Consider the following 19,687-nt stretch of genomic DNA (forward strand, 5'->3'; position numbering starts at 1 on the left):
CGTAACGCAAAACGGCCGCTGTCAGTGATGACAAGCGGCCGTTTTTGTTACTGCGAGCGGTTTATTCGCTCTTCTCTTCCTGCGCTTCAACCGACTGACCGTAGGTGTCCAGCGCAATCCCGAAATCGCTGATGAACTGCGGTTCGCTCAGCCAGGCCTGGGCGGTCTCGCGATCCATGCCATCGGCCCACATGCGGTAGTCGATCAGCATGTCGGCGGCCAGGTGAGTGGCGGCCATGCCTTCGTTCTCGGCATTTTCCATGTCCAGCAGTTCAGGATGGTCGACGATGATGAACGCCAGCTCACGCAGCAGCGTCAGCAGCATTTCGTTGCGGCTGACGGCTTCGGCGTCGCGCATCTTGCTGAACATCGCCAGGGTGTATTCCGGGATCGGCTCGGCCAGGTGACCGAGGTCATCGTCCTGCGCCAGGGGTTTGCGACCGACCATGCGGATCTGCTTGGCTTTGGCCTTGGCGCGTTTGGCGCGTTTCTGTTGCTTGTTCAGGGATGCCATGGGAACTCAGTTTTTCTGTTGGGTTTGTGCGGCGATTGCGTCGGACGCGGCCACATAGTCTTTCTGGAAATCCGGCGATTCGATCCACGCCAGAGCGCCAGCCTCGTCAGTCTCGGTGGCCCACTGGCGGTACTCGATCAGCGCGGCGAGGATGAAGTCCATCGCGCCTTCTTCGCCTTCCTGCTCGTACACCAGCTCCAGCAGCGGGTCTTCGAGGAACGCGGTGCACAGGGCCTGCTGGCTGATCTTTTCGGCGTCGATCATTTTCTTGAACAGTTCGGTCAGGTCCACCGACTCAAAATCGATGCGGTCGTCGTTCGGGTCCAGCTCGACCGGCGCTTCCGCACGTTTGGTGCGGTTCTGCTTGGCCTTGGTCTTGGCCCGGGCGGCGCGTTTTTGCTGCTTGTTGGCGGAAGCCATGGTGTGTGTTCCGTGGTGCGTTAAAGGGCTTGGCTGCGTGGGATCTTGCGCCCCGGTGTGTCGGAGGCCAGTTCGCCGGTCTGCAGCCAGGTCAGAGCGATGGGCCATAGTGTGGCTTGGTATGCGCTGCGAAAAAAGGCGAAATGTCCGACTTGCTGTTCGCCGATGTCCTGCGGCTCGATTCGCAGGTGGGTCTTTTGCGCATTGTGGAAGTAAGCCAGCAGGCGTTCGATGGCGGGAATCGTGCCGTAGGGATCGTCACTGATGCTGATTGCCAGGGCTTTGGCCCGGACGTTGGCGAAGGGCAGGTTGCGGATCGTTCTACCGCTCGGACGCCGCTCATAACGTGCGGCAGGTGTGCTCCAGTCGCGCACCACGCCGGCGGGCGTATCTTCCAGCCAGCCAAGTCGCTTGCCCGGAAAATATCCACAGAACAGCGTGACCAGCGGCATCAGCAGATGCCATTTGCCGAACATCCGCCAGCGATGCTCGGGCGCGTAATCGCGCCAGTAAGCGAACTGCGCGCCGACGGTCACCAGTCGTCGGATTATCTTCCCGGACGCCCCCAGGCCTGCTGCGCAGCCGCCGAAGCTGTGTCCGACCACATCGATCGGCTGACCGGGAAACTCTCGCTGCGCGCGTTTGAGCATCGCCTCGAAATCCAGCGCGCCCCAATCCGTCCACGAAGCCTGCAAATGCCTCATCGACTTTGGCCGCGATTCACCAATGCCGCGGTAGTCGAAAATGATCACGTCGAACCCATTGGCGAACAGATACGCCGCGAAGCGCGAGTAGTGGCGGCAACGCACGGATGTGGCGGCGTTGATGATCACAACCGGGCGTTGTGGATCCGGTGAGGCGTGACGCCAGGTGAAACCGCCGAGCAGATAGCCGTCGGCGGCGGGCTCGCGGAAAGGTTCGCTTTCAATGTCGGATGCTTGGCCGAGTGGAGGTGGTGCACTTTGTAGGTTCATGGGTTTCGAGCCTGGCTAGGACGGGTCGAGAATGAACTTCATGCGGGATGCAGCGCAATGATTTGGTATGCAGTGTGTACCGGATTGACGGTTCGATTAGGCGGTCGCCAATTCGTGACGCAGTGCGTCATGAATTGGCTGGGAAAAACTTGTGTAGTCTTTTTTGCATTCAAAACAACTCCCAATCGTTCTAAAACCCACTCCGCAAGACAAAATCTAAAAAGAGGTAACGATTGGGTTCCGCGAGAACCCGGGAGTCGTCCTCATGAAACGCGTTCTTTCATTCGTGCTGCCCGTCGCCGCTGCGGCGATATTGCTGTTTCCGCTCATGGCGCAGGCTGAAAGTCTGGCACCGATCGACAGTTCCGCCCTGCAGGTTCAGCAGCAGGAGCAAAACGGTGTTCGTTATCTGGCCGGCGGGATTGGTGAAGATGAGTCGAAAGCCATTCAGCAATCCGCGGGCTACAACCTGCACATGACCTTCGCTGTCGGTACGCAAAACGAATATACCGCCGATGTCGACGTGGCGATCCAGAAAGCCCCCGGTCAAACCGTGCTGACGCTCAATCAAACCGGGCCATTGGTGTACGTTCAGCTACCGCCAGGCAAGTACACGGTCGTCGCCACCCGCAAGGGTGAAACGCGTCGGGATGTGGCGGAAGTAGGCGGCGGTGCTGCGCGCAATCTGGTGTTCCACTGGAACGACAACAGCTAACGTCGCCGACGGTCACGCCCGGGTGGCGTGACCGTCGCGGTGCGTCCCATCCAGATCAGAAGCCAGGCAGCGCCCGACAGGAAGAGTGCGAAGAGGCAGTGCGTGGCAACAGTGAACCAGAAGTCGAAGGACTGTTCGGCCTGTGAATACACGGCGAAGTGTTTCCCCCGCGCCATGTTGCTGATGCGTCCCTGAATCAGGCCGTTCACCGTTTCATAAGTGATCAGGCCTACGCAGAGGGTCAGTACGATGCCGAGAGCAATCATCAGCCAGTCGGTGCGTTTTACGGGTGGCGCAGGATGGGGCAGGGGGACGCGGGTTCTTTTCTGGTTCATCGCGGTGATGACCCTCTTCCGTAAGGGTTGAGCAACGTATCGCCAATTCCGGCCTGCAAGAAGGGCGGAATCGGGCCGTGATCAAATCGCAGGCATAAAAAAACCCTGAATCTTGCGATTCAGGGTTTTCGGTATTTGGTGCCCAGAGACGGAATCGAACCGCCGACACGGGGATTTTCAATCCCCTGCTCTACCGACTGAGCTATCTGGGCAACGGGGCGCATTAAAAGGGTTTTTCGGATTTACGTCAAACACTTTTTTAAAATTTCTTAAATTAATTCCGTCGCTTACGATCCGACCCCCGATTTCGCGGGGTTTACTCTGCGGGCGGAACGTAGCCTTCGGCCTGAGCGTATTCCTCGCCGGAGAAGTACTTGTCCATTTCGCCCTGAAGAAATTTGCGGTCTTCGGCGTTCATCATGTTCAGGCGTTTTTCGTTGATCAGCAGGGTCTGGTGTTTCTGCCAGTCAGCCCAGGCCTTGGCCGAGACGTGTTCGAAAATATCCTGGCCCTTGGCGCCCGGGTACGGTGGGCGCTCCAGACCTTCGAGTTGTTCTTTGTACTTGCGGCACATTACGGTGCGGGTCATGTCGACTCTCCTGCATTCAAGACGGCGGCCGCGCGTTCGAGCAAGGTCTTGACCGGGGCGGCGAGGCCCAGGCGCGGCGGGGTGGCGAGGTTATACCAGAGCCAGTCGGTCTCGGCCACGTGACCGCCGGCTTCCTGCACCTGAACCAGCCAGGGTTCGATGGACAGCTGGAAGTGGCTGAAGGTGTGGACAAGGCTCGGCAGTGCCTGCTGCTCGCCCAGTTCCAGCGAGTGTTGCGCGGCGAGGTGTTGCAGGTCGTCGAGGTCGTCGAGTTCCGGCAGGCTCCACAAACCGCCCCACAATCCGCTGGACGGGCGGCGATAAAGCAGAATCGCGCCGTCCTCGTTGGCCAGCAGCGGCATCAGCGTGCGTTTCTGCGGGATGGCCTTGCGCGGCTTGGGGATCGGGTAGCGCGTTTCCAGCCCCAGCATGTGCGCTTCACAGCCGTTTTTCAGCGGACACAGCAGGCAGCTCGGTTTGCTGCGGGTGCAGAGCGTGGCGCCCAGGTCCATCATCGCCTGGGTGTAGGCGTTGACCCGATCCTGCGGCGTGAAGCGCTCGGCGTTGGCCCACAGTTGCTTGGCGACCTTCGGCTCGCCGGGGTAACCCTCCTGCGCGGTAAAACGCGCCAGCACCCGTTTGACGTTGCCGTCGAGGATCGGCGCGCGCAGGCCCATGCTGATGCTGGCGATTGCGCCGGCGGTGGACAGGCCGATACCCGGCAGCTCGGTGAGTTTCTCGACATCCCGGGGAAACTCGCCGCCGTACTGGCCGACGACGATCTTCGCGGTCTTCTGCAGATTGCGCGCGCGCGTGTAGTAACCGAGCCCGGTCCACAGGTGCAGCACTTCGTCTTCCGGCGCTTCGGCCAAGGCTTCGACCGTCGGCAGGGCGGCCATGAAGCGGTCGAAGTAATTGAGCACGGTGCTGACCTGGGTCTGCTGCAACATGATCTCGGACACCCACACCCGGTACGGGTTGATGTTCTGTTGCCAGGGCAAATCATGGCGGCCGTGGCGGTCGAACCATTCCAGCACCGCCGTGGAAAACTGCTCCGCTCTCATCGCTTGAACAGCCCCTTCAATGCGTTTTTCAGTTCCGGGCTGACTTTGTCGCCCAGTTTCTCGTCAATTTTTTCGCTGATCTTGTCGCCGGCCAGTTTGCTCGCGACCTGGCCCATGCGTTCGTTGTCCACGCGGCAGGCCTTGGCGCCCAGCTCCAGCGGGCCTCGGCAGCGCAGCGGCCATTCGATGCCGACGAATTTGTCGCCGACCTGGCAGGCCGGATCCGGCATGGCGCTGGTATCGCCTTCGACGATGATGCCGACGCGGTAGTCCATGCCCAGCACCTTGAGGTCGATATCGCCATCACCGTTGACGCTCATGCCGGGGATGCGCACTTTCAGGTCCGGGTTGCTGGCCACCCCGTTGCGGAACGTGAGGTTGCCCTTGAGCTCCTGGAACGGTGTGTCCTTGCCGCGCGGTTCGCCGCTCAGGGATTTACGGTTGAGGGTGGCGATGCCTTTGCACAGTTGCTGCTCAAGGTTGGCGTTGAGCAGCACGCCGTTGTTGATCACGAAACTGGCGTTGCCGTTGAGGGTTTCGATCAGCGCCTGCTGGCTGTTGCCGCTGCCGGTGACCGTGCTGGTGAGATTGACCAGACCTTTGACCGGAGGATTCTTGCCCTGGCTTTCGAGGATTTTCTCCACCGGCACCCGGTTGATCCGGGTTTGCAGGTTCAGCACCGGCGCCGTCTGGCGCACGTCCAGTGTGCCCTTGGCTTCGAAGTCGCCGTTGTACAGCTCGCCGCGCAGGTTCTCCAGGGTCAGCAGGCCGCCCTGGCCGGTGGCTTTCAGTGCGGCGTTCTGGATCGGTAACTTGTCGAGGGTCAGCTGGCCGAAGGTCAGGTCGGCGTTGACGTCGAGCTTGCTCAGGCGCTCAACAGGGAGCAGGCGCTCGGTGCTCCAGGCGCTTTTGCTCGGTTTTTCCGGCAGCGGGGTGCTGCCGGCCCCGGCCATCGCATCGGCCTCGGTGCTGGCGACTTCGGCTTGGCGGACCTGCGTGGCGTTGTTGGCTTTTTCCGATTTCGGCGGCAGGTAGCGGTCGACGTTGAAGGTGTCTGCCTTGAGGACCGCCCGCAGCGATTGTTTGGCGAAATCCTCGACGGCGATGCGGCCGCTGAAGCTGCTGTCGTCAAGTTTCAGGTTGATGTTGTCCAGCGCCAGGCTGGTCGGCGTCGCGGCGACACGGCTGACCAGTTCAACCTTGCTCAGGCTGCCTTCGGCCATGGCTGGCAGGGTCTGGCCGATGCTGTCGACGAATTTCGCCAGATCGAACTGGGCAATGGAAATTCCGCCGCTGATCTGTGGCGTCTTGTCCAGGTCATTGGCCTTCAGCTCGCCGAGGGCACGCAGTTGGTTGACCGAAAGCTTGATGCCGGTCCATTCGGCGACGTTGGCGGCCTTGTCCAGCAGCAATTGCCCTTGGGCGGCGAAGGTCACGGTCTTGCCCTGCAACGGATCGCCGGCGATTTCGCCGGAAAGCTTCAGGTCTTCGAACTTGTAGCGTTGCAGGGCGCGCTCGAAACGCAGCTCGCCGTTGAGCTCGGTGCGCACCCGCAGCGCCGGCTGGTTGGTGCCGAGGAACGCGGTGGCCTTGACCGGAATGTTGGTCGAATCGTGAACAGCGCCGGTGCTCAGCTGGATGCTTTCGGCGCTGAATTGCTTGCCGGTCAGCTCGTCGTTGTACTCCACGCGGGCGTTGTTGACGGTCAGGCTGTCGATGTCGAGGCGAATCGGCTGGGCCGGTTTTTCCACCGGGGCCGGTGTTGCTGGAGAGGCTTCCCCGGCGGTCGCTGGCGGTGTGCTTCCGGCGGGAGCCGGCACCTTGCCGATGTCTTCCCAGTTGCCGTGACCATTCTTGTCACGGCTCAGGCGCAGGTTCAGGCCTTCAACGCGCACGTCGCTCATTTGCACCTCGCGGCGCAGCAGCGGCAGCACGCGCACGGACAGACCGAGCATCTGCAGGTCGGCAAACGGTTCTGCAGGCTTGGCCAGGGTCGCGACGCTGGCCTCGTGCAGTTCCAGGCCGAGCCACGGGAACAGGCTCCAGCCGATATCGCCATTGAGCGTCAGCTCGATGTGGGCCTTGTCGCGGGCTATCTGGCGGATCTCGTCCTTGTAGTCGTTGGGATCAAACAGGTGGGTCAGGGCGAAGCCCGCCGCCACAATGATCAGCAACAGCCCGAGAAGTACCAGACCCAGGATTTTGCCGAACGCTTTCATGGGCGAGTCCTTGTAAGTAGTCGAATTCGTAATTTAGCCGGGGAGTATAGCGCTGCATCAACCCTCGCTGTCGCGGTGCCCCGTCAAGGCTGCTGAACCGCGATATACAGCGCTTCGACAACGATCGGCATCGGGGTTCCCGGGCGTCCTGAGATCAGATGACATGAAAAAGGTGATATCAGTTTGGTTTTTCTGTCACGTGCAAATGGTAACCTTCGCCCGTTCGTCCGCCCATCTGCGACTTAACGTCGCGCTTTCAAGGAGCTTCACCCGCAAAAAACGGTCATGCCTGCGTGCATAAAGGCCGGGGTGGGCAGTGGCTGGCGAACCATACTAATAATTGGGGGATACACAATGAGCACGACCATTACGGCGGACGGCTTCAAAGCCGATCAGCCCGGGTTCCTGTCCAAGGAACGCATCATCGCCAAGCCCGGTTTCAACCGTTGGCTGGTCCCGCCGGCCGCTCTGGCCATTCACCTGTGCATCGGCATGGCCTACGGCTTCTCGGTGTTCTGGTTGCCGCTGTCCAAGGCGCTGGGCGTCACTGCTCCGGTGGCTTGCGCACCGGACATGAGCTTCATCGCACAAGTCTTCTCGTCGCAATGCGACTGGCCGATCTCCATGCTCGGCTGGATCTACACCCTGTTCTTCATCTTCCTCGGCTGCTCGGCAGCGATCTGGGGCGGCTGGCTCGAACATGCAGGTCCTCGCAAGGCCGGTGTTGTATCGGCACTTTGCTGGTGCGGCGGTCTGCTGATTTCTGCGCTGGGTATCTATACCCACCAGATCTGGCTGATGTGGATCGGCTCCGGCGTGATCGGCGGTATCGGTCTGGGCCTGGGCTATATCTCGCCGGTGTCGACCCTGATCAAGTGGTTCCCGGACAAGCGCGGCATGGCGACCGGCATGGCGATCATGGGCTTCGGCGGTGGCGCGATGGTCGGTGCGCCACTGGCGACCGCTCTGATGAGTCACTTCGCTTCGCCAACCGGTGTCGGCGTGTGGCAGAGCTTCGTGGCCATGGCCGCGATCTACTTCGTGTTCATGATCGGTGGCGCGCTGGCGTACCGCGTACCGCCAACCGGCTGGAAGCCTGAAGGCTGGACCGCGCCGGCGAAGAAAGCGTCGAACGCGATGATCACCCACCGTCACGTCCACGTGAATGTGGCGTGGAAAACCCCGCAATTCCGGCTGGTGTGGCTGGTGCTGTGCCTGAACGTGTCCGCCGGTATCGGCATCCTCGGCATGGCTTCGCCACTGTTGCAGGAAGTGTTCGGCGGCAAGCTGCTGGGTAACGATCTGCCGTTCGGTCAGCTGGACGCCGGTCAACTGGCTTCCATCGCTGCAATTGCGGCCGGTTTCACCGGTCTGCTGAGCCTGTTCAACATCGGCGGCCGTTTCTTCTGGGCCTCGTTCTCGGACTACCTGGGCCGCAAGAACACTTACTTCGTGTTCTTCGCACTGGGTTTTGCGCTGTACGCGCTGATCCCGAACCTCGGTCACCTGGGCAACGTTGCGCTGTTCGTGGCGGCGTTCTGCATCATCCTGTCGATGTACGGCGGTGGTTTCGCCACCGTTCCGGCGTATCTGGCCGACCTGTTCGGTACGCAAATGGTCGGCGCGATCCACGGTCGTCTGCTGACGGCCTGGGCTGCCGCTGGCGTGCTGGGTCCGGTGCTGGTGAACTACCTGCGTGAGTATCAGCTGAGCATCGGCGTTGAACGCGCCGCCGCTTACGACATCACCCTGTACATCCTCGCCGGCCTGCTGGTGCTGGGTTTCCTGTGCAACCTGCTGGTACGCCCGGTGGCCGACAAGTACTTCATGACCGACGCCGAACTGGCTGCCGAACAGGCGCTGGGCCACGACAAGGGTGCTGACGCCAGCACCGTGCTGGAGTGGAAAGCCGCGCCGGGCAGCAAGCCGTTGGCGATCGCTGCGTGGCTGGTGGTGGGGATTCCGTTGGCGTGGGGTGTGTGGGTGACCCTGCAGAAGACGGCGGTTTTGTTCCACTAAGTAACCGTTAAAACGCAGTAACCCTGTGGGAGCGGGCTTGGTCCGGGCGGCGATCCGACGAAGGCGTCCGGTCAGTCGACATCACTGTTGGTTGACCCACCGCTTTCGCGAGCAAGCCCGCTCCCACTTTTTTCCGGGCGCCTGTAATGGCTTGTATGGACATGTCTATCCCCGACAGCACGGGGTTCTATCCGTCAGTCATTCCACCTATCGTGTTTCTGTTTCGGCCCCGCGCCCCTATAATGGCTGCCTTTTTCGCCCAATGATTTTGCGGAGCTGGTGATGGCCGAACGTAAGGCGTCTGTCGAGCGCGACACTCTGGAAACCCAGATCAAAGCCTCGATCAACCTTGATGGCACCGGAAAGGCCCGATTCGATATCGGTGTTCCTTTTCTTGAGCACATGCTGGATCAGATCGCCCGTCACGGGCTGATCGACCTGGATATCCAATGCAAGGGCGATCTGCATATCGACGACCACCATACGGTGGAAGACGTCGGTATCACCCTCGGCCAGGCCTTCGCGCAAGCCATTGGCGACAAGAAAGGCATCCGTCGCTACGGCCACGCCTACGTGCCGCTCGATGAAGCGCTGTCGCGCGTGGTGATCGACTTCTCCGGCCGCCCAGGCCTGCAGATGCACGTGCCGTACACCCGCGCCACCGTTGGCGGCTTCGACGTCGACCTGTTCCAGGAATTCTTCCAGGGCTTCGTCAACCACGCGCTGGTCAGCCTGCACATCGACAACCTGCGCGGCACCAACACCCACCACCAGATCGAAACCGTGTTCAAGGCATTCGGCCGCGCGTTGCGCATGGCCGTCGAGCTGGACGAGCGCATGGCCGGCCAGATGCCTTCGACCAAAGGCGTCCTGTAATGCAGACGGTTGCAGTTATCGATTACGGCATGGGCAACCTGCACTCGGTGGCCAAGGCCCTCGAGCACGTCGGTGCCGGCAAGGTGCTGATCACCAGTGATGCGGCAGTGATCCGCGAAGCTGACCGTGTGGTATTCCCCGGTGTCGGTGCGATTCGCGATTGCATGGCGGAGATCCGTCGCCTCGGTTTCGATTCGCTGGTGCGTGAAGTCAGCCAGGACCGTCCGTTCCTCGGCATCTGCGTCGGCATGCAAGCCTTGCTCGACTCCAGCGAAGAGAACGACGGCGTCGACTGCATCGGCCTGTTCCCGGGCGCGGTGAAGTTCTTCGGCAAAGACCTGCATGAAGACGGCGAGCACCTGAAAGTCCCGCACATGGGCTGGAACGAAGTGAAGCAGGCGGTGGATCACCCGCTGTGGCACAACATTCCGGACCTGGCGCGTTTCTACTTTGTGCACAGCTATTACATCGCCGCCGGTAACCCACGGCAGGTGGTCGGCAGCGGTCATTACGGCGTCGATTTCGCTGCGGCACTGGCCGAAGGTTCGCGTTTCGCCGTGCAGTTCCACCCGGAGAAGAGCCATACCCATGGCCTGCAATTGCTGCAGAACTTCGCGGCGTGGGACGGTCGCTGGTAAATGGCCGTCAAGAAATCCAAACCGCCGATCCTGACCCTCACTCCCGAGCAGGAGAGCGAGGCCAACCGCAAGATTCAGCGGTTCATGGAGGATCGTTTCGAACTGGACCTGGGTTCGTTCGAGGCGGCGGAAATTCTTGAGCTGTTTACCCGCGAAATTGCTCCGCACTATTACAACAGGGCGATTTTCGATGTGCAGACCCACCTCAAGGAGCGGTTTGAAAGCATCGAAAGCGACCTGTGGGCGCTCGAGAAAAACTGATTTCCGAGCCAAGCTGAACATTCAAATTTGAAGGTTTGCCAGATGCTGATTATTCCCGCTATCGATCTCAAAGACGGTGCCTGCGTACGTCTGCGCCAGGGCCGCATGGAAGATTCCACAGTGTTCTCCGATGACCCGGTGAGCATGGCTGCCAAGTGGGTGGAGGGCGGCTGCCGTCGTCTGCATCTGGTCGATCTGAACGGCGCTTTCGAAGGCCAGCCGGTCAACGGCGAAGTGGTGACCGCGATCGCCAAGCGCTACCCGACCCTGCCGATCCAGATCGGCGGCGGCATCCGTTCGCTGGAAACCATCGAGCATTACGTCAAGGCTGGCGTCAGCTACGTGATCATCGGCACCAAAGCGGTGAAGGATCCGGCGTTCGTTGCTGAAGCCTGCCGTGCGTTTCCGGGCAAGATCATCGTTGGTCTGGATGCCAAAGACGGTTTTGTCGCCACCGATGGCTGGGCTGAAATCAGCACCGTGCAAGTCATCGACCTGGCCAGGCAGTTCGAAGCCGACGGCGTGTCCTCGATCGTTTATACCGACATCGCCAAAGACGGCATGATGCAGGGCTGCAACGTGCCGTTTACCGCTGCGCTGGCTGCTGCCACGAAGATCCCGGTGATCGCATCCGGCGGCATTCACAACCTGGGTGACATCAAGTCGCTGCTCGACGCCAAGGCACCGGGCATCATCGGTGCCATCACCGGCCGGGCGATCTACGAAGGCACTCTCGACGTCGCTGAAGCGCAAGCTTTCTGCGACTCGTACCAAGGCTGAGGACTGACCATGGCGCTGGCCAAACGCATCATCCCTTGCCTGGACGTGGACAACGGCCGGGTCGTCAAAGGTGTGAAGTTCGAGAACATCCGTGACGCCGGCGATCCGGTGGAAATCGCCCGTCGCTACGACGAGCAGGGTGCCGATGAGATTACCTTTCTCGACATCACCGCCAGCGTCGATGGCCGTGACACCACGCTGCACACCGTCGAGCGCATGGCCAGCCAGGTGTTCATTCCGCTGACCGTCGGCGGCGGTGTGCGGACCGTGCAGGATATCCGCAACCTGCTCAACGCCGGTGCGGACAAGGTGTCGATCAACACCGCTGCCGTGTTCAACCCGGAATTCGTCGGCGAAGCGGCGCAGCATTTCGGCTCGCAATGCATCGTCGTCGCCATCGACGCCAAGAAGGTTTCGGGCCCGGGCGAAACCCCGCGCTGGGAGATCTTCACCCACGGCGGCCGCAAGCCGACCGGCCTCGACGCGGTCGAGTGGGCGAAGAAAATGGAAGGCCTGGGCGCCGGTGAAATCCTCCTGACCAGCATGGACCAGGACGGTATGAAAAACGGTTTCGACCTCGGCGTGACTCGCGCCATCAGCGATGCGCTGGGGATTCCGGTGATCGCTTCCGGTGGCGTCGGCAATCTGCAGCATCTGGCTGACGGCATCCTCGAAGGCCACGCCAGCGCGGTGCTGGCGGCGAGTATTTTCCACTTCGGCGAATACACCGTTCAGGAAGCAAAGGCCTACATGGCTCACCGCGGTATCGTAATGCGTTAAACATCCATACAGGCCAGTGGACAGCATGGCGTACCCAAGGCACTCTTGGGCACGCCATGGATTTCGGTAGCCCGACATGATCAAACGCCTGCTTCTCGCCCTCGCCAGTGCCTCTGTGTTGTTGATCAACAACGGCCACGCCGAAGAAAGTCCCGACACCGATCTGGTGCTCCTCACCGAAAACTTCCCGCCGTACAACATGGCGAAGAACGGCAAGAATTTCGCCCAGGACGAAAACATCAACGGCATCGCCACGGACATCGTGCGCGAGATGTTCAAGCGTGCCGGCATCACTTACAGCCTGACCCTGCGCTTCCCTTGGGAGCGGGTCTACAAGCTGGCGCTGGAGAATCCCGGTTACGGCGCGTTCGTCATGGCGCGGCTGCCGGATCGCGAAAAACTCTTCAAGTGGGTCGGCCCGATCGGCCCGGACGACTGGGTCATGCTGGCCAAGGCCGACAGCAAGATCACCCTCGAAACCCTCAACGACGCGCGCAAATACAAGATCGGCGCCTACAAGGGCGATGCGATTGCCGAGACCCTGACCAAGCAGGGGCTGAAGCCGGCAGTGGTCCTGCGCGATCAGGACAACGCCAGAAAACTGGTCAGCGGCCAGATCGACCTGTGGGCCACCGGCGACCCGGCCGGACGCTATCTGGCGCGGCAGGATGGCGTGACCGGGCTGAAAACCGTACTGCGCTTCAACAGCGCCGAGTTGTATCTGGCACTGAACAAGGACGTACCGGACGAAGCCGTTACCAAGCTTCAAGCCGCGCTCGATCAGATGCGCAAGGAAGGCGTGGTCGACGAAATCATGGGGCGCTATCTGTAGCAGTCGACGAGCCCGGCGACGATTGCGCAACAACGTCGGCGCCGCTCGTGATGGTTTCTGTCGATGGGTTTGCCGCCATGACAGGCATTGGAGTTGCTGTCTCGACGGCTTCTGGCGGGTATTCACTCATGACAAGACGGGTGTCATCGGTGTAACCAAGCGGGACGGTGACTTCAGTGCCATCCTCCCGGACCAGCTCGTAGTGACTTTCCATCTGATACACCGCGACCGATTTGAGTTTCGCCGCCATGGCGATGACGACCCGAGAGCCTGATTCGCTCCACTCGCTGGAGGACGTTTCGGTGTGAGTGAAATCCCGCGGCAGGCACGCCGAGAACTTTGTTGCCCGGATATCACTGGGCATCGCAGCCGGCCAGGCCTTGGTGAATTCCACGGCGGTATGGCGATTGAATAGCCGCATGGCCGCTGCATTTTGCGCCCTTGGCGCCTTCCATTTGATCGACTGAGCCTGCTCCGTGGCATTTCGGCCGTACCCGACCAGCACATATTGGTCGGTTCTTTTCAGATCGTAGTAACGCGAATGGTGAAATCCATCATTGGGTTGAGCGTAATCCCTGACTGCGAACCATGGCAGGCGGGCAGTCTGCGTGACCTTCGCCACTGCGCTTTCGGGATTGATGTGTGCAGTCAGTACTGGAGCTTCTGCAGGTGCGCTCACTTGAACCGGAATCGGTATCCGTAATGCATGCGCGAAAGGGCCGGTTGCCGGTTTGTTGTGGCTCGGGGCGCCGATGAAGGTGCCGGGCGCAAAGCAGATTTCGCCCGCCGCGGCGGTCGGGGGATCAATGCTCCAGGCGCTGAAGTTCAGCGTTGCACCACTGCCTTTGTCATTCCAGAGCAGATCGCCGAGGTCGGCAGCAACGACCAGATCGGCCCTGACGCAACGGATGGCGTTGAGTGAGGGTTTGCCGTGATCGCTGGAGCAGGTCATACCCAGGGCGACATAGCCTTGCGGCGCAATCGGGCGCCAGATTGAAGTGCGCGTGGCGGCTCCCGATCCGGATTCTTTCCAGACAAGTTCGAAGTCGGTGGGTCGGCTGAGTGCTTTGCCCTTGGTGTTACCGTCGTCTTGTAACGTTGCCTCGCAGACCACTGCGGCGACAATTTCGCCGTTGATGGAGGTGGTGTTGGGGATGAGGATGTCTCCCAGCGGAAAGTATCCCGGCAGAAGATCGGGGGCCGGCGCAGGGCGCCAGAAGGTGGCGGGCCTGGCCCGTGTGCCGTTGCTGTTCCAGATACGGTTGAATTCGCTGGTGAAGTTGATCAGCAGGTTGTCGAGCCTGATCGGCTCCATTGGCCTGTCTCGCAATGAAGCATTGTCGTTGGTAGTCATAGTCAATCCTGATAATTGAATGGCAACTCGAAAGAGTTGCGACCTGTGGCAGGTCTGACTATCCGGAAAGAGGGCAGGCGTCAGGCGGTAACTATTTATGGGCGTGTGTCGGTTTGTTACCGATAAATCCCGTCTTTGCCATGCGCGGCCGTGGCGCGATTGCTGCGCACACTGATCATCTGCTTGATGTCGATCCACTCGATGCCTTGGGCTTTCAGCTTCGGCAGTTCCCGCTCCAGCACTGCCAGCGTCTGTGGATAAGGGTGCCCGATCATCACGGCCGAACCCTGCTTGTGCGCCAGACTGATCGCTGTCTGCAATTGAGTCAGGATCGCCGCTTCTGTGCGCTCGTCATCGAGAAACACATCCCGCGAAACACTCGCCAGATCGATCTTTTGCGCTTGCTGCGCTGCCACAGTCTGCGCGCTGGTGCGGCTGTCGACGAAGAACTTGTGGCGGCGCTGCAACTCGCCCATCAACCACGCCATGGCCACCGGCTGTGCGGTCATGCGACTGCCCATGTGGTTGTTGATACCGGCGGTGTAGGGGACCATTTTGAACGCAGCATTCAGCCGTTTTTCGAGTTCTTCGATGGGCAGTTCGGGATGCCAGGCGAACGGGCCGGTGGCCGGGTCCATCGGCATGTGCAGGATCACGACCTTGCCGGCGCGATGGGCTTCGCGGGCGAATTCGGTGGCGTGCGGGGTGTCGGGCATGATCGCTGTGGTGACCGGGCCGGGCAGGGCCAGCACGCGGCGATCCCGGGGCAGGTTCTGCCCCAGGTCGTCGATGATCAGCGTCAGGTAGGCTTTTTGAGGTGTGGGTCTGGCAGGTTCTGCGTAAGCAGCACCCGCCAGACAGCACAGCAGGACAAAGAGGAAACGCAAAGACATCCTCAACGGCCGGACGTGATGCTCAGGCCTTTGAGCAGGCTCAGGGCCTGGGCCAACTGGTAGTCGTCATCCTGCGGCATCGCCTTGGCCTTGCCGCCGGAGCCGGTCGGTTTGTCCGCGCCGCCGTTGCCGTTGCCCAGATGACCTTGCAGGTCGGCTTCCTTGAAGTAGTCGCTGTCCGCCTCGTTGGTGATCTTGGCGCGGCGCACTTCGATGTCCGGGACGATGCCCTGGGCCTGGATCGAGCGGCCGTTCGGCGTGAAGTACAGCGCCGTGGTGATCTTCAGCGCGCGGTCGTTGTTCAGCGGCAGCACGGTCTGCACCGAGCCCTTGCCGAAACTGGTGGTACCCATGACCACGGCGCGTTTCTGATCCTGCAGGGCGCCGGCGACGATTTCCGAAGCCGAGGCACTGCCACCGTTGATCAGCACGACCATCGGCACCGCTTCGCTTTCGTCCTTGCCGGTGGCGGAGAAGCGCAGTTCGGAATTGGCGATTCGGCCCTTGGTGTAGACGATCAGGCCTTTGGTGATGAAGTGATCGACCACTTCCACCGCCGCTTGCAGCACACCACCCGGGTTGTTGCGCAGGTCGAGGATGATGCCGTTGAGTTTCTTGCCGTTGTCCTTGCGCAGCTTGGCCAGGGCCTTGGAGACCTCCTCGCCGGTCTTGACCTGGAACTGGGTGATGCGGATCAGGCCATAGCCGGATTCGAGCAGCTGTGCCTTGACGCTCTTCACCTGAATCACCGCGCGGGCGAGGGTCACGTCGAACGGCGTGCCGCCGTCGCGCACCAGGGTCAGGGTGATCTTCTGGCCGATCTTGCCGCGCATCTTGTCCACGGCTTCGGTCATGGTCTGGCCGCGGGTCGGCGCCCCGTTGATCTTGACGATGAAGTCGCCGGCCTGGATGCCGGCCTTCGACGCCGGGGTGTCGTCGATTGGCGACACGACCTTGATGAAGCCGTCTTCGGCGCCGACTTCGATGCCCAGACCACCGAACTCACCGCTGGTGCTTTCCTGCAACTCGGCGAAGTCTTCAGGGCCGAGGTAGGCGGAGTGCGGATCGAGGTTGCTGAGCATGCCCTTGATCGCGTTTTCCAGCAGGGTCTTGTCGTCCACCGGCTCGACATAGGCGGCCTTGATCCGGTCCATGACCTCGGCAAAGGTGCGCAGCTCTTCCAGCGGCAACGGCGCCTTGGAAGTCGCGGCAGTACCTGCCGGAGCGACGGCCGGAGCCGGTTGAGCGGCGAACGCCAGAGGCGCGCCGATCACCAGGGCGATCGTCAGGGCCAGCGAGGTAAGGCGGGACAAATGCAGCATGTCGAACGAACTCCTGAATTAGATGGCGTGCTTATCCTTGCGCACGGCACCATTGCGCCGGATCACTCGGGTGACCCTGCTGACGAATTGCGAAATACAGCGCTGGTGTGTCCTGGCCGCCACTGTTACCCACAGTGGAGATGGACTCACCGGCTTTTACCACGTCACCTGCCGACTTCAGTAGCGTCTGGTTGTGACCGTAAAGACTCAGAAAACCGTTGCCGTGATCGAGGATCACCAGCAGCCCGGCGCCGCGCAGCCAGTCGGCAAACACCACGCGCCCGCCGTGTACGGCATGCACCTGGCTGCCGGCGGAGGCGCTGATCATCACGCCGTCCCACTTGGTGCGGGCATCGTCGCCACGGGTTTCGCCGAAGCGTGCCAGCAGTCGACCATCAACCGGCCATGGAAGTTTTCCCCGACTTGATGCAAAAGGGCCACCGAAGGTCTCGCCGCCGCTGGACACCAGAGCGCCGGGTGTCGATCTGACCGGTTTGCGTGGGGCGTCGGAGTTTTCCGCCTCGGCCTCACGCAAGCGCTTTTTTTCGGCTTCCTGCTGGGCGATGAGCGCTTTCTGCCGCGCTTCTTCTGCCTCACGAGCCTGGCGGGCCAGGGTTTCTTCAATGGTTTTAAGGACTTTAGACAGGTCTGCCTGATCCTGCTCGCGGGCGGCCAGTTTCTGGTCCCGGGCTTTCACGTCGTCATTGAGCTTGGCAAGGGCCTGCTGGCGCTCCTTGCGGACCTTGTCGAGCGCTTCGCGCCGAGTGTCGAGATCGCTTTGCTGCGCCAGCAACTGCGCCTGCTGCACGCCGATGTCTTTTTCGACGTTGGCCAGTTGGCGCAGGGTTTCGTTGAAGCTTTTAAGCTGCTCCAAGCGAGCCTGGCTCAGGTAGTCGTAATAGGTGAGGGTGCGGGCGAATTTCTCGGGATTCTGCTGGTTGAGCAGCAGCTTGAGGTATTCCTGGCGACCGTTCTGGTAGGCGGCGCGGGCCTGGATGGCGATCAGTCGCTGCTGTTCAGTGCGCGCGCTCTGGAGTTTTTTTTTCTCCGCATCGAGCCGCTGCAGCTCGGACTCGCTCTTCTTGAGCTCTTTCTGCAGGGCTTCGACCTGCTTCTCGAGCTTGCCCATCTCGGTTTCGGTGCCCTTGAGCTCCTTTTGTACCCCGGATTTTTCCTCCTGAAGCTTGCCCAGCAGTTTTTTCAGCTCGGCAATGTCCTGGCGCGTGGCGTCCAGTTGCTGTTGGGTTTGCGCGCGCTCATCCGCGAAGGCCGGTTGGAGCAGGCATGTCAGAGCGAGGGCGATCAGGACGCGAAGCATAGAGGCGGGCGGCACCAGGGTAAGGGACGGCCTAGTATGCCCGCCCGACGCGGCAAAAAAAACGCCTCAAAGCCAACTGCTTTGAGGCGTTCGTCATAAAAAGCCGTTTCAGGCTGATTACAGGGCGTTTTTGATATCAGACCAGAATCGAAGTGCCAGTCATTTCCGCCGGTTTTTCCAGGCCCAGCAGTTTCAGCATGGTCGGCGCCACGTCCGCCAGCACGCCGCCTTCGCGGACTTTCAGGTCACGCTTGCCGACATAGATGAACGGCACCGGTTCGGTGGTGTGCGCGGTGTGCGCCTGGCCGGTGGATTCGTCGGCCATCTGCTCGACGTTGCCGTGGTCGGCGGTGATCAGCGCTTCGCCGCCGACTTTTTCCAGGGCTTCGACGATGCGGCCGACGCAGGTGTCCAGGCATTCCACGGCTTTCACTGCGGCTTCGAACACGCCGCTGTGGCCGACCATGTCGCCGTTGGCGTAGTTGACCACGATCACGTCGTAGCGCTGGTTCTCGATGGCCTCGACGATGCGATCAGTGACTTCCGGCGCGCTCATTTCCGGCTGCAAGTCGTAGGTAGCGACTTTCGGCGACGGGATCAGGATGCGTTCTTCGCCCGGGAACGGTTCTTCGCGGCCGCCGGAGAAGAAGAAGGTCACGTGGGCGTACTTCTCGGTTTCGGCGATGCGCAGCTGGGTCTTGCCGTTTTTCGCCAGATAGTCGCCGAGCACGTTTTCCAGGCTGCCGGGGGCAAAGGCTGCGGGTGCCGGGATGCTGGCGGCGTACTGGGTCAGGCCCACGTACTGCACTTTTGGCTGGCGTGCGCGCTCGAATTCCTTGAAACCGTCTTCGACAAACACGCGGCTCAGCTCGCGGGCGCGGTCGGCGCGGAAGTTCATGAACACCACGGCATCGCCGTCTTCGACTTTCACCGGCTCACCGATGCTGGTGGCCTTGACGAATTCGTCGCTCTCGCCACGGGCGTAAGCGGCTTCCAGCCCTTCCTGGGCGGTGGCGGCGTTGAATTCGCCCTTGCCGTCAACGATCAGATTGTAGGCCTGGGCCACGCGATCCCAGCGGTTGTCGCGGTCCATGGCGTAGTAGCGGCCGATCAGGCTGGCGATGCGGCCCTTGCCGAGGGCCTGGAAGGTCGCGTCGAGCAGTTCGATCGACGAGGCGGCGCTTTTCGGCGGCGTGTCACGGCCGTCGAGGAAGGCGTGCAGGTAGATCTTTTCGGCGCCGCGCTTGAAGGCCAGTTCGGCCATGGCGATCAGGTGATCCTGGTGGCTGTGAACGCCGCCATCCGACAGCAGGCCCATGAAGTGCACGGCCTTGCCGGCAGCCACGGCCTTGTCCACGGCGGCGCAGATGGTCGGGTTCTCGAAGAACTCGCCGTCGCGGATCGCTTTGGTCACACGGGTGAAGTCCTGATACACCACGCGGCCGGCGCCGAGGTTCATGTGGCCGACTTCAGAGTTGCCCATCTGGCCGTCCGGCAGACCGACGTCCATGCCGCTGCCCGAGATCAAGCCATTCGGCACGGTGGCCCACAGGCGATCCAGCACAGGCTTTTTGGCCGCATAGACGGCGTTGGATTCGGGGCTGTCGCTGTGACCGAAGCCGTCGAGAATCATCAGGACCAAAGGTTTAGGCGTGGTAGTCATGGAATCCACTCGTGGCTAATAAGAAGAGGGCGATGGAAAAGGGAGTTGGAGTTTAAAGCGAAGTTCCGGCGGCGTCACCGCCGGACGGGGTTTGGCCGACCATAGTGGCTGTGTATACTGG

20 protein-coding genes and 1 tRNA gene are annotated in these 19,687 nt (G+C 61.2%); 8 read left to right on the forward strand and 13 right to left on the reverse strand.

Features of this window, described 5'->3' with window-relative positions; genetic code table 11:
* Positions 1-61: 61 nt before the first annotated feature.
* Genes K3819_RS01520 through K3819_RS01530 form a run of 3 tightly spaced genes read right to left on the reverse strand, consistent with a single transcriptional unit; the run spans position 62 to position 1,908 of the window.
* Positions 62-514 (reverse strand): hypothetical protein, encoded by a 453-nt coding sequence (locus tag K3819_RS01520; RefSeq protein WP_039764661.1) that lies wholly within the window; start codon positions 512-514, stop codon positions 62-64.
* 6 nt (positions 515-520) lie between these two features.
* Positions 521-934: a hypothetical protein gene (locus K3819_RS01525; RefSeq protein ID WP_064592813.1), complete on the reverse strand. Its 414-nt coding sequence runs from the start codon at positions 932-934 to the stop codon at positions 521-523.
* A gap of 20 nt (positions 935-954) precedes the next feature.
* Positions 955-1,908, reverse strand: coding sequence for an alpha/beta fold hydrolase (locus K3819_RS01530; protein ID WP_221398502.1), 954 nt, complete (start codon positions 1,906-1,908; stop codon positions 955-957).
* Between the two features lie 265 nt (positions 1,909-2,173).
* Between K3819_RS01530 and K3819_RS01535 the strand changes: the two genes are divergently transcribed.
* Positions 2,174-2,623 carry a carboxypeptidase regulatory-like domain-containing protein gene (locus tag K3819_RS01535; protein WP_221398503.1) on the forward strand — a complete coding sequence of 150 codons (450 nt, stop codon included), beginning with the start codon at positions 2,174-2,176 and terminating at the stop codon, positions 2,621-2,623.
* Here K3819_RS01535 and K3819_RS01540 read toward each other — a convergent pair.
* The 5 genes from K3819_RS01540 to K3819_RS01560 all read right to left on the reverse strand — a co-directional run bounded on the left by K3819_RS01540 (position 2,620) and on the right by K3819_RS01560 (position 6,830).
* Positions 2,620-2,958 carry a hypothetical protein gene (locus K3819_RS01540; RefSeq protein WP_221398504.1) on the reverse strand — a complete coding sequence of 113 codons (339 nt, stop codon included), beginning with the start codon at positions 2,956-2,958 and terminating at the stop codon, positions 2,620-2,622. The two genes, K3819_RS01535 and K3819_RS01540, sit on opposite strands and share 4 nt — an antisense overlap.
* 136 nt (positions 2,959-3,094) lie before the next feature.
* A tRNA-Phe gene (locus K3819_RS01545) sits at positions 3,095-3,170 on the reverse strand.
* Positions 3,171-3,274: 104 nt separating this feature from the next.
* Positions 3,275-3,547: an oxidative damage protection protein gene (locus K3819_RS01550; RefSeq protein ID WP_007952551.1), complete on the reverse strand. Its 273-nt coding sequence runs from the start codon at positions 3,545-3,547 to the stop codon at positions 3,275-3,277.
* Positions 3,544-4,611: an A/G-specific adenine glycosylase gene (mutY, locus tag K3819_RS01555; protein WP_085611174.1), complete on the reverse strand. Its 1,068-nt coding sequence runs from the start codon at positions 4,609-4,611 to the stop codon at positions 3,544-3,546. The genes K3819_RS01550 and mutY overlap by 4 nt, the downstream gene beginning before the upstream one ends.
* Positions 4,608-6,830 carry an AsmA family protein gene (locus tag K3819_RS01560; RefSeq protein WP_221398505.1) on the reverse strand — a complete coding sequence of 741 codons (2,223 nt, stop codon included), beginning with the start codon at positions 6,828-6,830 and terminating at the stop codon, positions 4,608-4,610. Before K3819_RS01560 ends, mutY begins: the two co-directional genes overlap by 4 nt.
* 354 nt (positions 6,831-7,184) lie before the next feature.
* Between K3819_RS01560 and K3819_RS01565 the strand changes: the two genes are divergently transcribed.
* The 7 genes from K3819_RS01565 to K3819_RS01595 all read left to right on the forward strand — a co-directional run bounded on the left by K3819_RS01565 (position 7,185) and on the right by K3819_RS01595 (position 13,016).
* The gene (locus K3819_RS01565; protein WP_085611172.1) at positions 7,185-8,849 is read left to right on the forward strand and encodes an OFA family MFS transporter; all 1,665 of its coding nucleotides are present in this window, start codon (positions 7,185-7,187) and stop codon (positions 8,847-8,849) included.
* Between the two features lie 282 nt (positions 8,850-9,131).
* Complete coding sequence (gene hisB / locus K3819_RS01570) at positions 9,132-9,725, forward strand: imidazoleglycerol-phosphate dehydratase HisB (RefSeq protein WP_039764670.1); 594 nt, start codon at positions 9,132-9,134, stop codon at positions 9,723-9,725.
* On the forward strand, positions 9,725-10,363 hold the full coding sequence (hisH, locus tag K3819_RS01575) for an imidazole glycerol phosphate synthase subunit HisH (RefSeq protein ID WP_007952546.1): 639 nt from the start codon (positions 9,725-9,727) through the stop codon (positions 10,361-10,363). Before hisB ends, hisH begins: the two co-directional genes overlap by 1 nt.
* Positions 10,364-10,624: a DUF2164 domain-containing protein gene (locus tag K3819_RS01580; RefSeq protein ID WP_011332018.1), complete on the forward strand. Its 261-nt coding sequence runs from the start codon at positions 10,364-10,366 to the stop codon at positions 10,622-10,624. It begins immediately after the preceding gene.
* 42 nt (positions 10,625-10,666) lie between these two features.
* Complete coding sequence (gene hisA / locus K3819_RS01585; RefSeq protein WP_064363356.1) at positions 10,667-11,404, forward strand: 1-(5-phosphoribosyl)-5-[(5-phosphoribosylamino)methylideneamino]imidazole-4-carboxamide isomerase; 738 nt, start codon at positions 10,667-10,669, stop codon at positions 11,402-11,404.
* Positions 11,405-11,413: 9 nt separating this feature from the next.
* Positions 11,414-12,184, forward strand: coding sequence for an imidazole glycerol phosphate synthase subunit HisF (gene hisF / locus K3819_RS01590; RefSeq protein WP_007897430.1), 771 nt, complete (start codon positions 11,414-11,416; stop codon positions 12,182-12,184).
* Positions 12,185-12,260: 76 nt separating this feature from the next.
* Positions 12,261-13,016: an ABC transporter substrate-binding protein gene (locus tag K3819_RS01595; protein ID WP_085647985.1), complete on the forward strand. Its 756-nt coding sequence runs from the start codon at positions 12,261-12,263 to the stop codon at positions 13,014-13,016.
* Here K3819_RS01595 and K3819_RS01600 read toward each other — a convergent pair.
* From K3819_RS01600 to gpmI, 5 genes are all read right to left on the reverse strand, one after another.
* The gene (locus tag K3819_RS01600) at positions 12,997-14,370 is read right to left on the reverse strand and encodes a Vps62-related protein (protein ID WP_221398506.1); all 1,374 of its coding nucleotides are present in this window, start codon (positions 14,368-14,370) and stop codon (positions 12,997-12,999) included. The two genes, K3819_RS01595 and K3819_RS01600, sit on opposite strands and share 20 nt — an antisense overlap.
* Positions 14,371-14,486: 116 nt before the next feature.
* The gene (locus K3819_RS01605) at positions 14,487-15,263 is read right to left on the reverse strand and encodes a divergent polysaccharide deacetylase family protein (RefSeq protein ID WP_085647987.1); all 777 of its coding nucleotides are present in this window, start codon (positions 15,261-15,263) and stop codon (positions 14,487-14,489) included.
* Positions 15,264-15,265: 2 nt separating this feature from the next.
* On the reverse strand, positions 15,266-16,585 hold the full coding sequence (locus K3819_RS01610; RefSeq protein WP_011332024.1) for a S41 family peptidase: 1,320 nt from the start codon (positions 16,583-16,585) through the stop codon (positions 15,266-15,268).
* 31 nt (positions 16,586-16,616) lie between these two features.
* Positions 16,617-17,903 carry a murein hydrolase activator EnvC gene (locus K3819_RS01615; RefSeq protein WP_039764683.1) on the reverse strand — a complete coding sequence of 429 codons (1,287 nt, stop codon included), beginning with the start codon at positions 17,901-17,903 and terminating at the stop codon, positions 16,617-16,619.
* A gap of 136 nt (positions 17,904-18,039) precedes the next feature.
* The gene (gene gpmI / locus K3819_RS01620; protein WP_064592833.1) at positions 18,040-19,566 is read right to left on the reverse strand and encodes a 2,3-bisphosphoglycerate-independent phosphoglycerate mutase; all 1,527 of its coding nucleotides are present in this window, start codon (positions 19,564-19,566) and stop codon (positions 18,040-18,042) included.
* Positions 19,567-19,687 lie beyond the last annotated feature (121 nt).

This window comes from Pseudomonas sp. 3-2 (assembly GCF_019710535.1).
Lineage (GTDB): Bacteria > Pseudomonadota > Gammaproteobacteria > Pseudomonadales > Pseudomonadaceae > Aquipseudomonas > Aquipseudomonas pharyngis.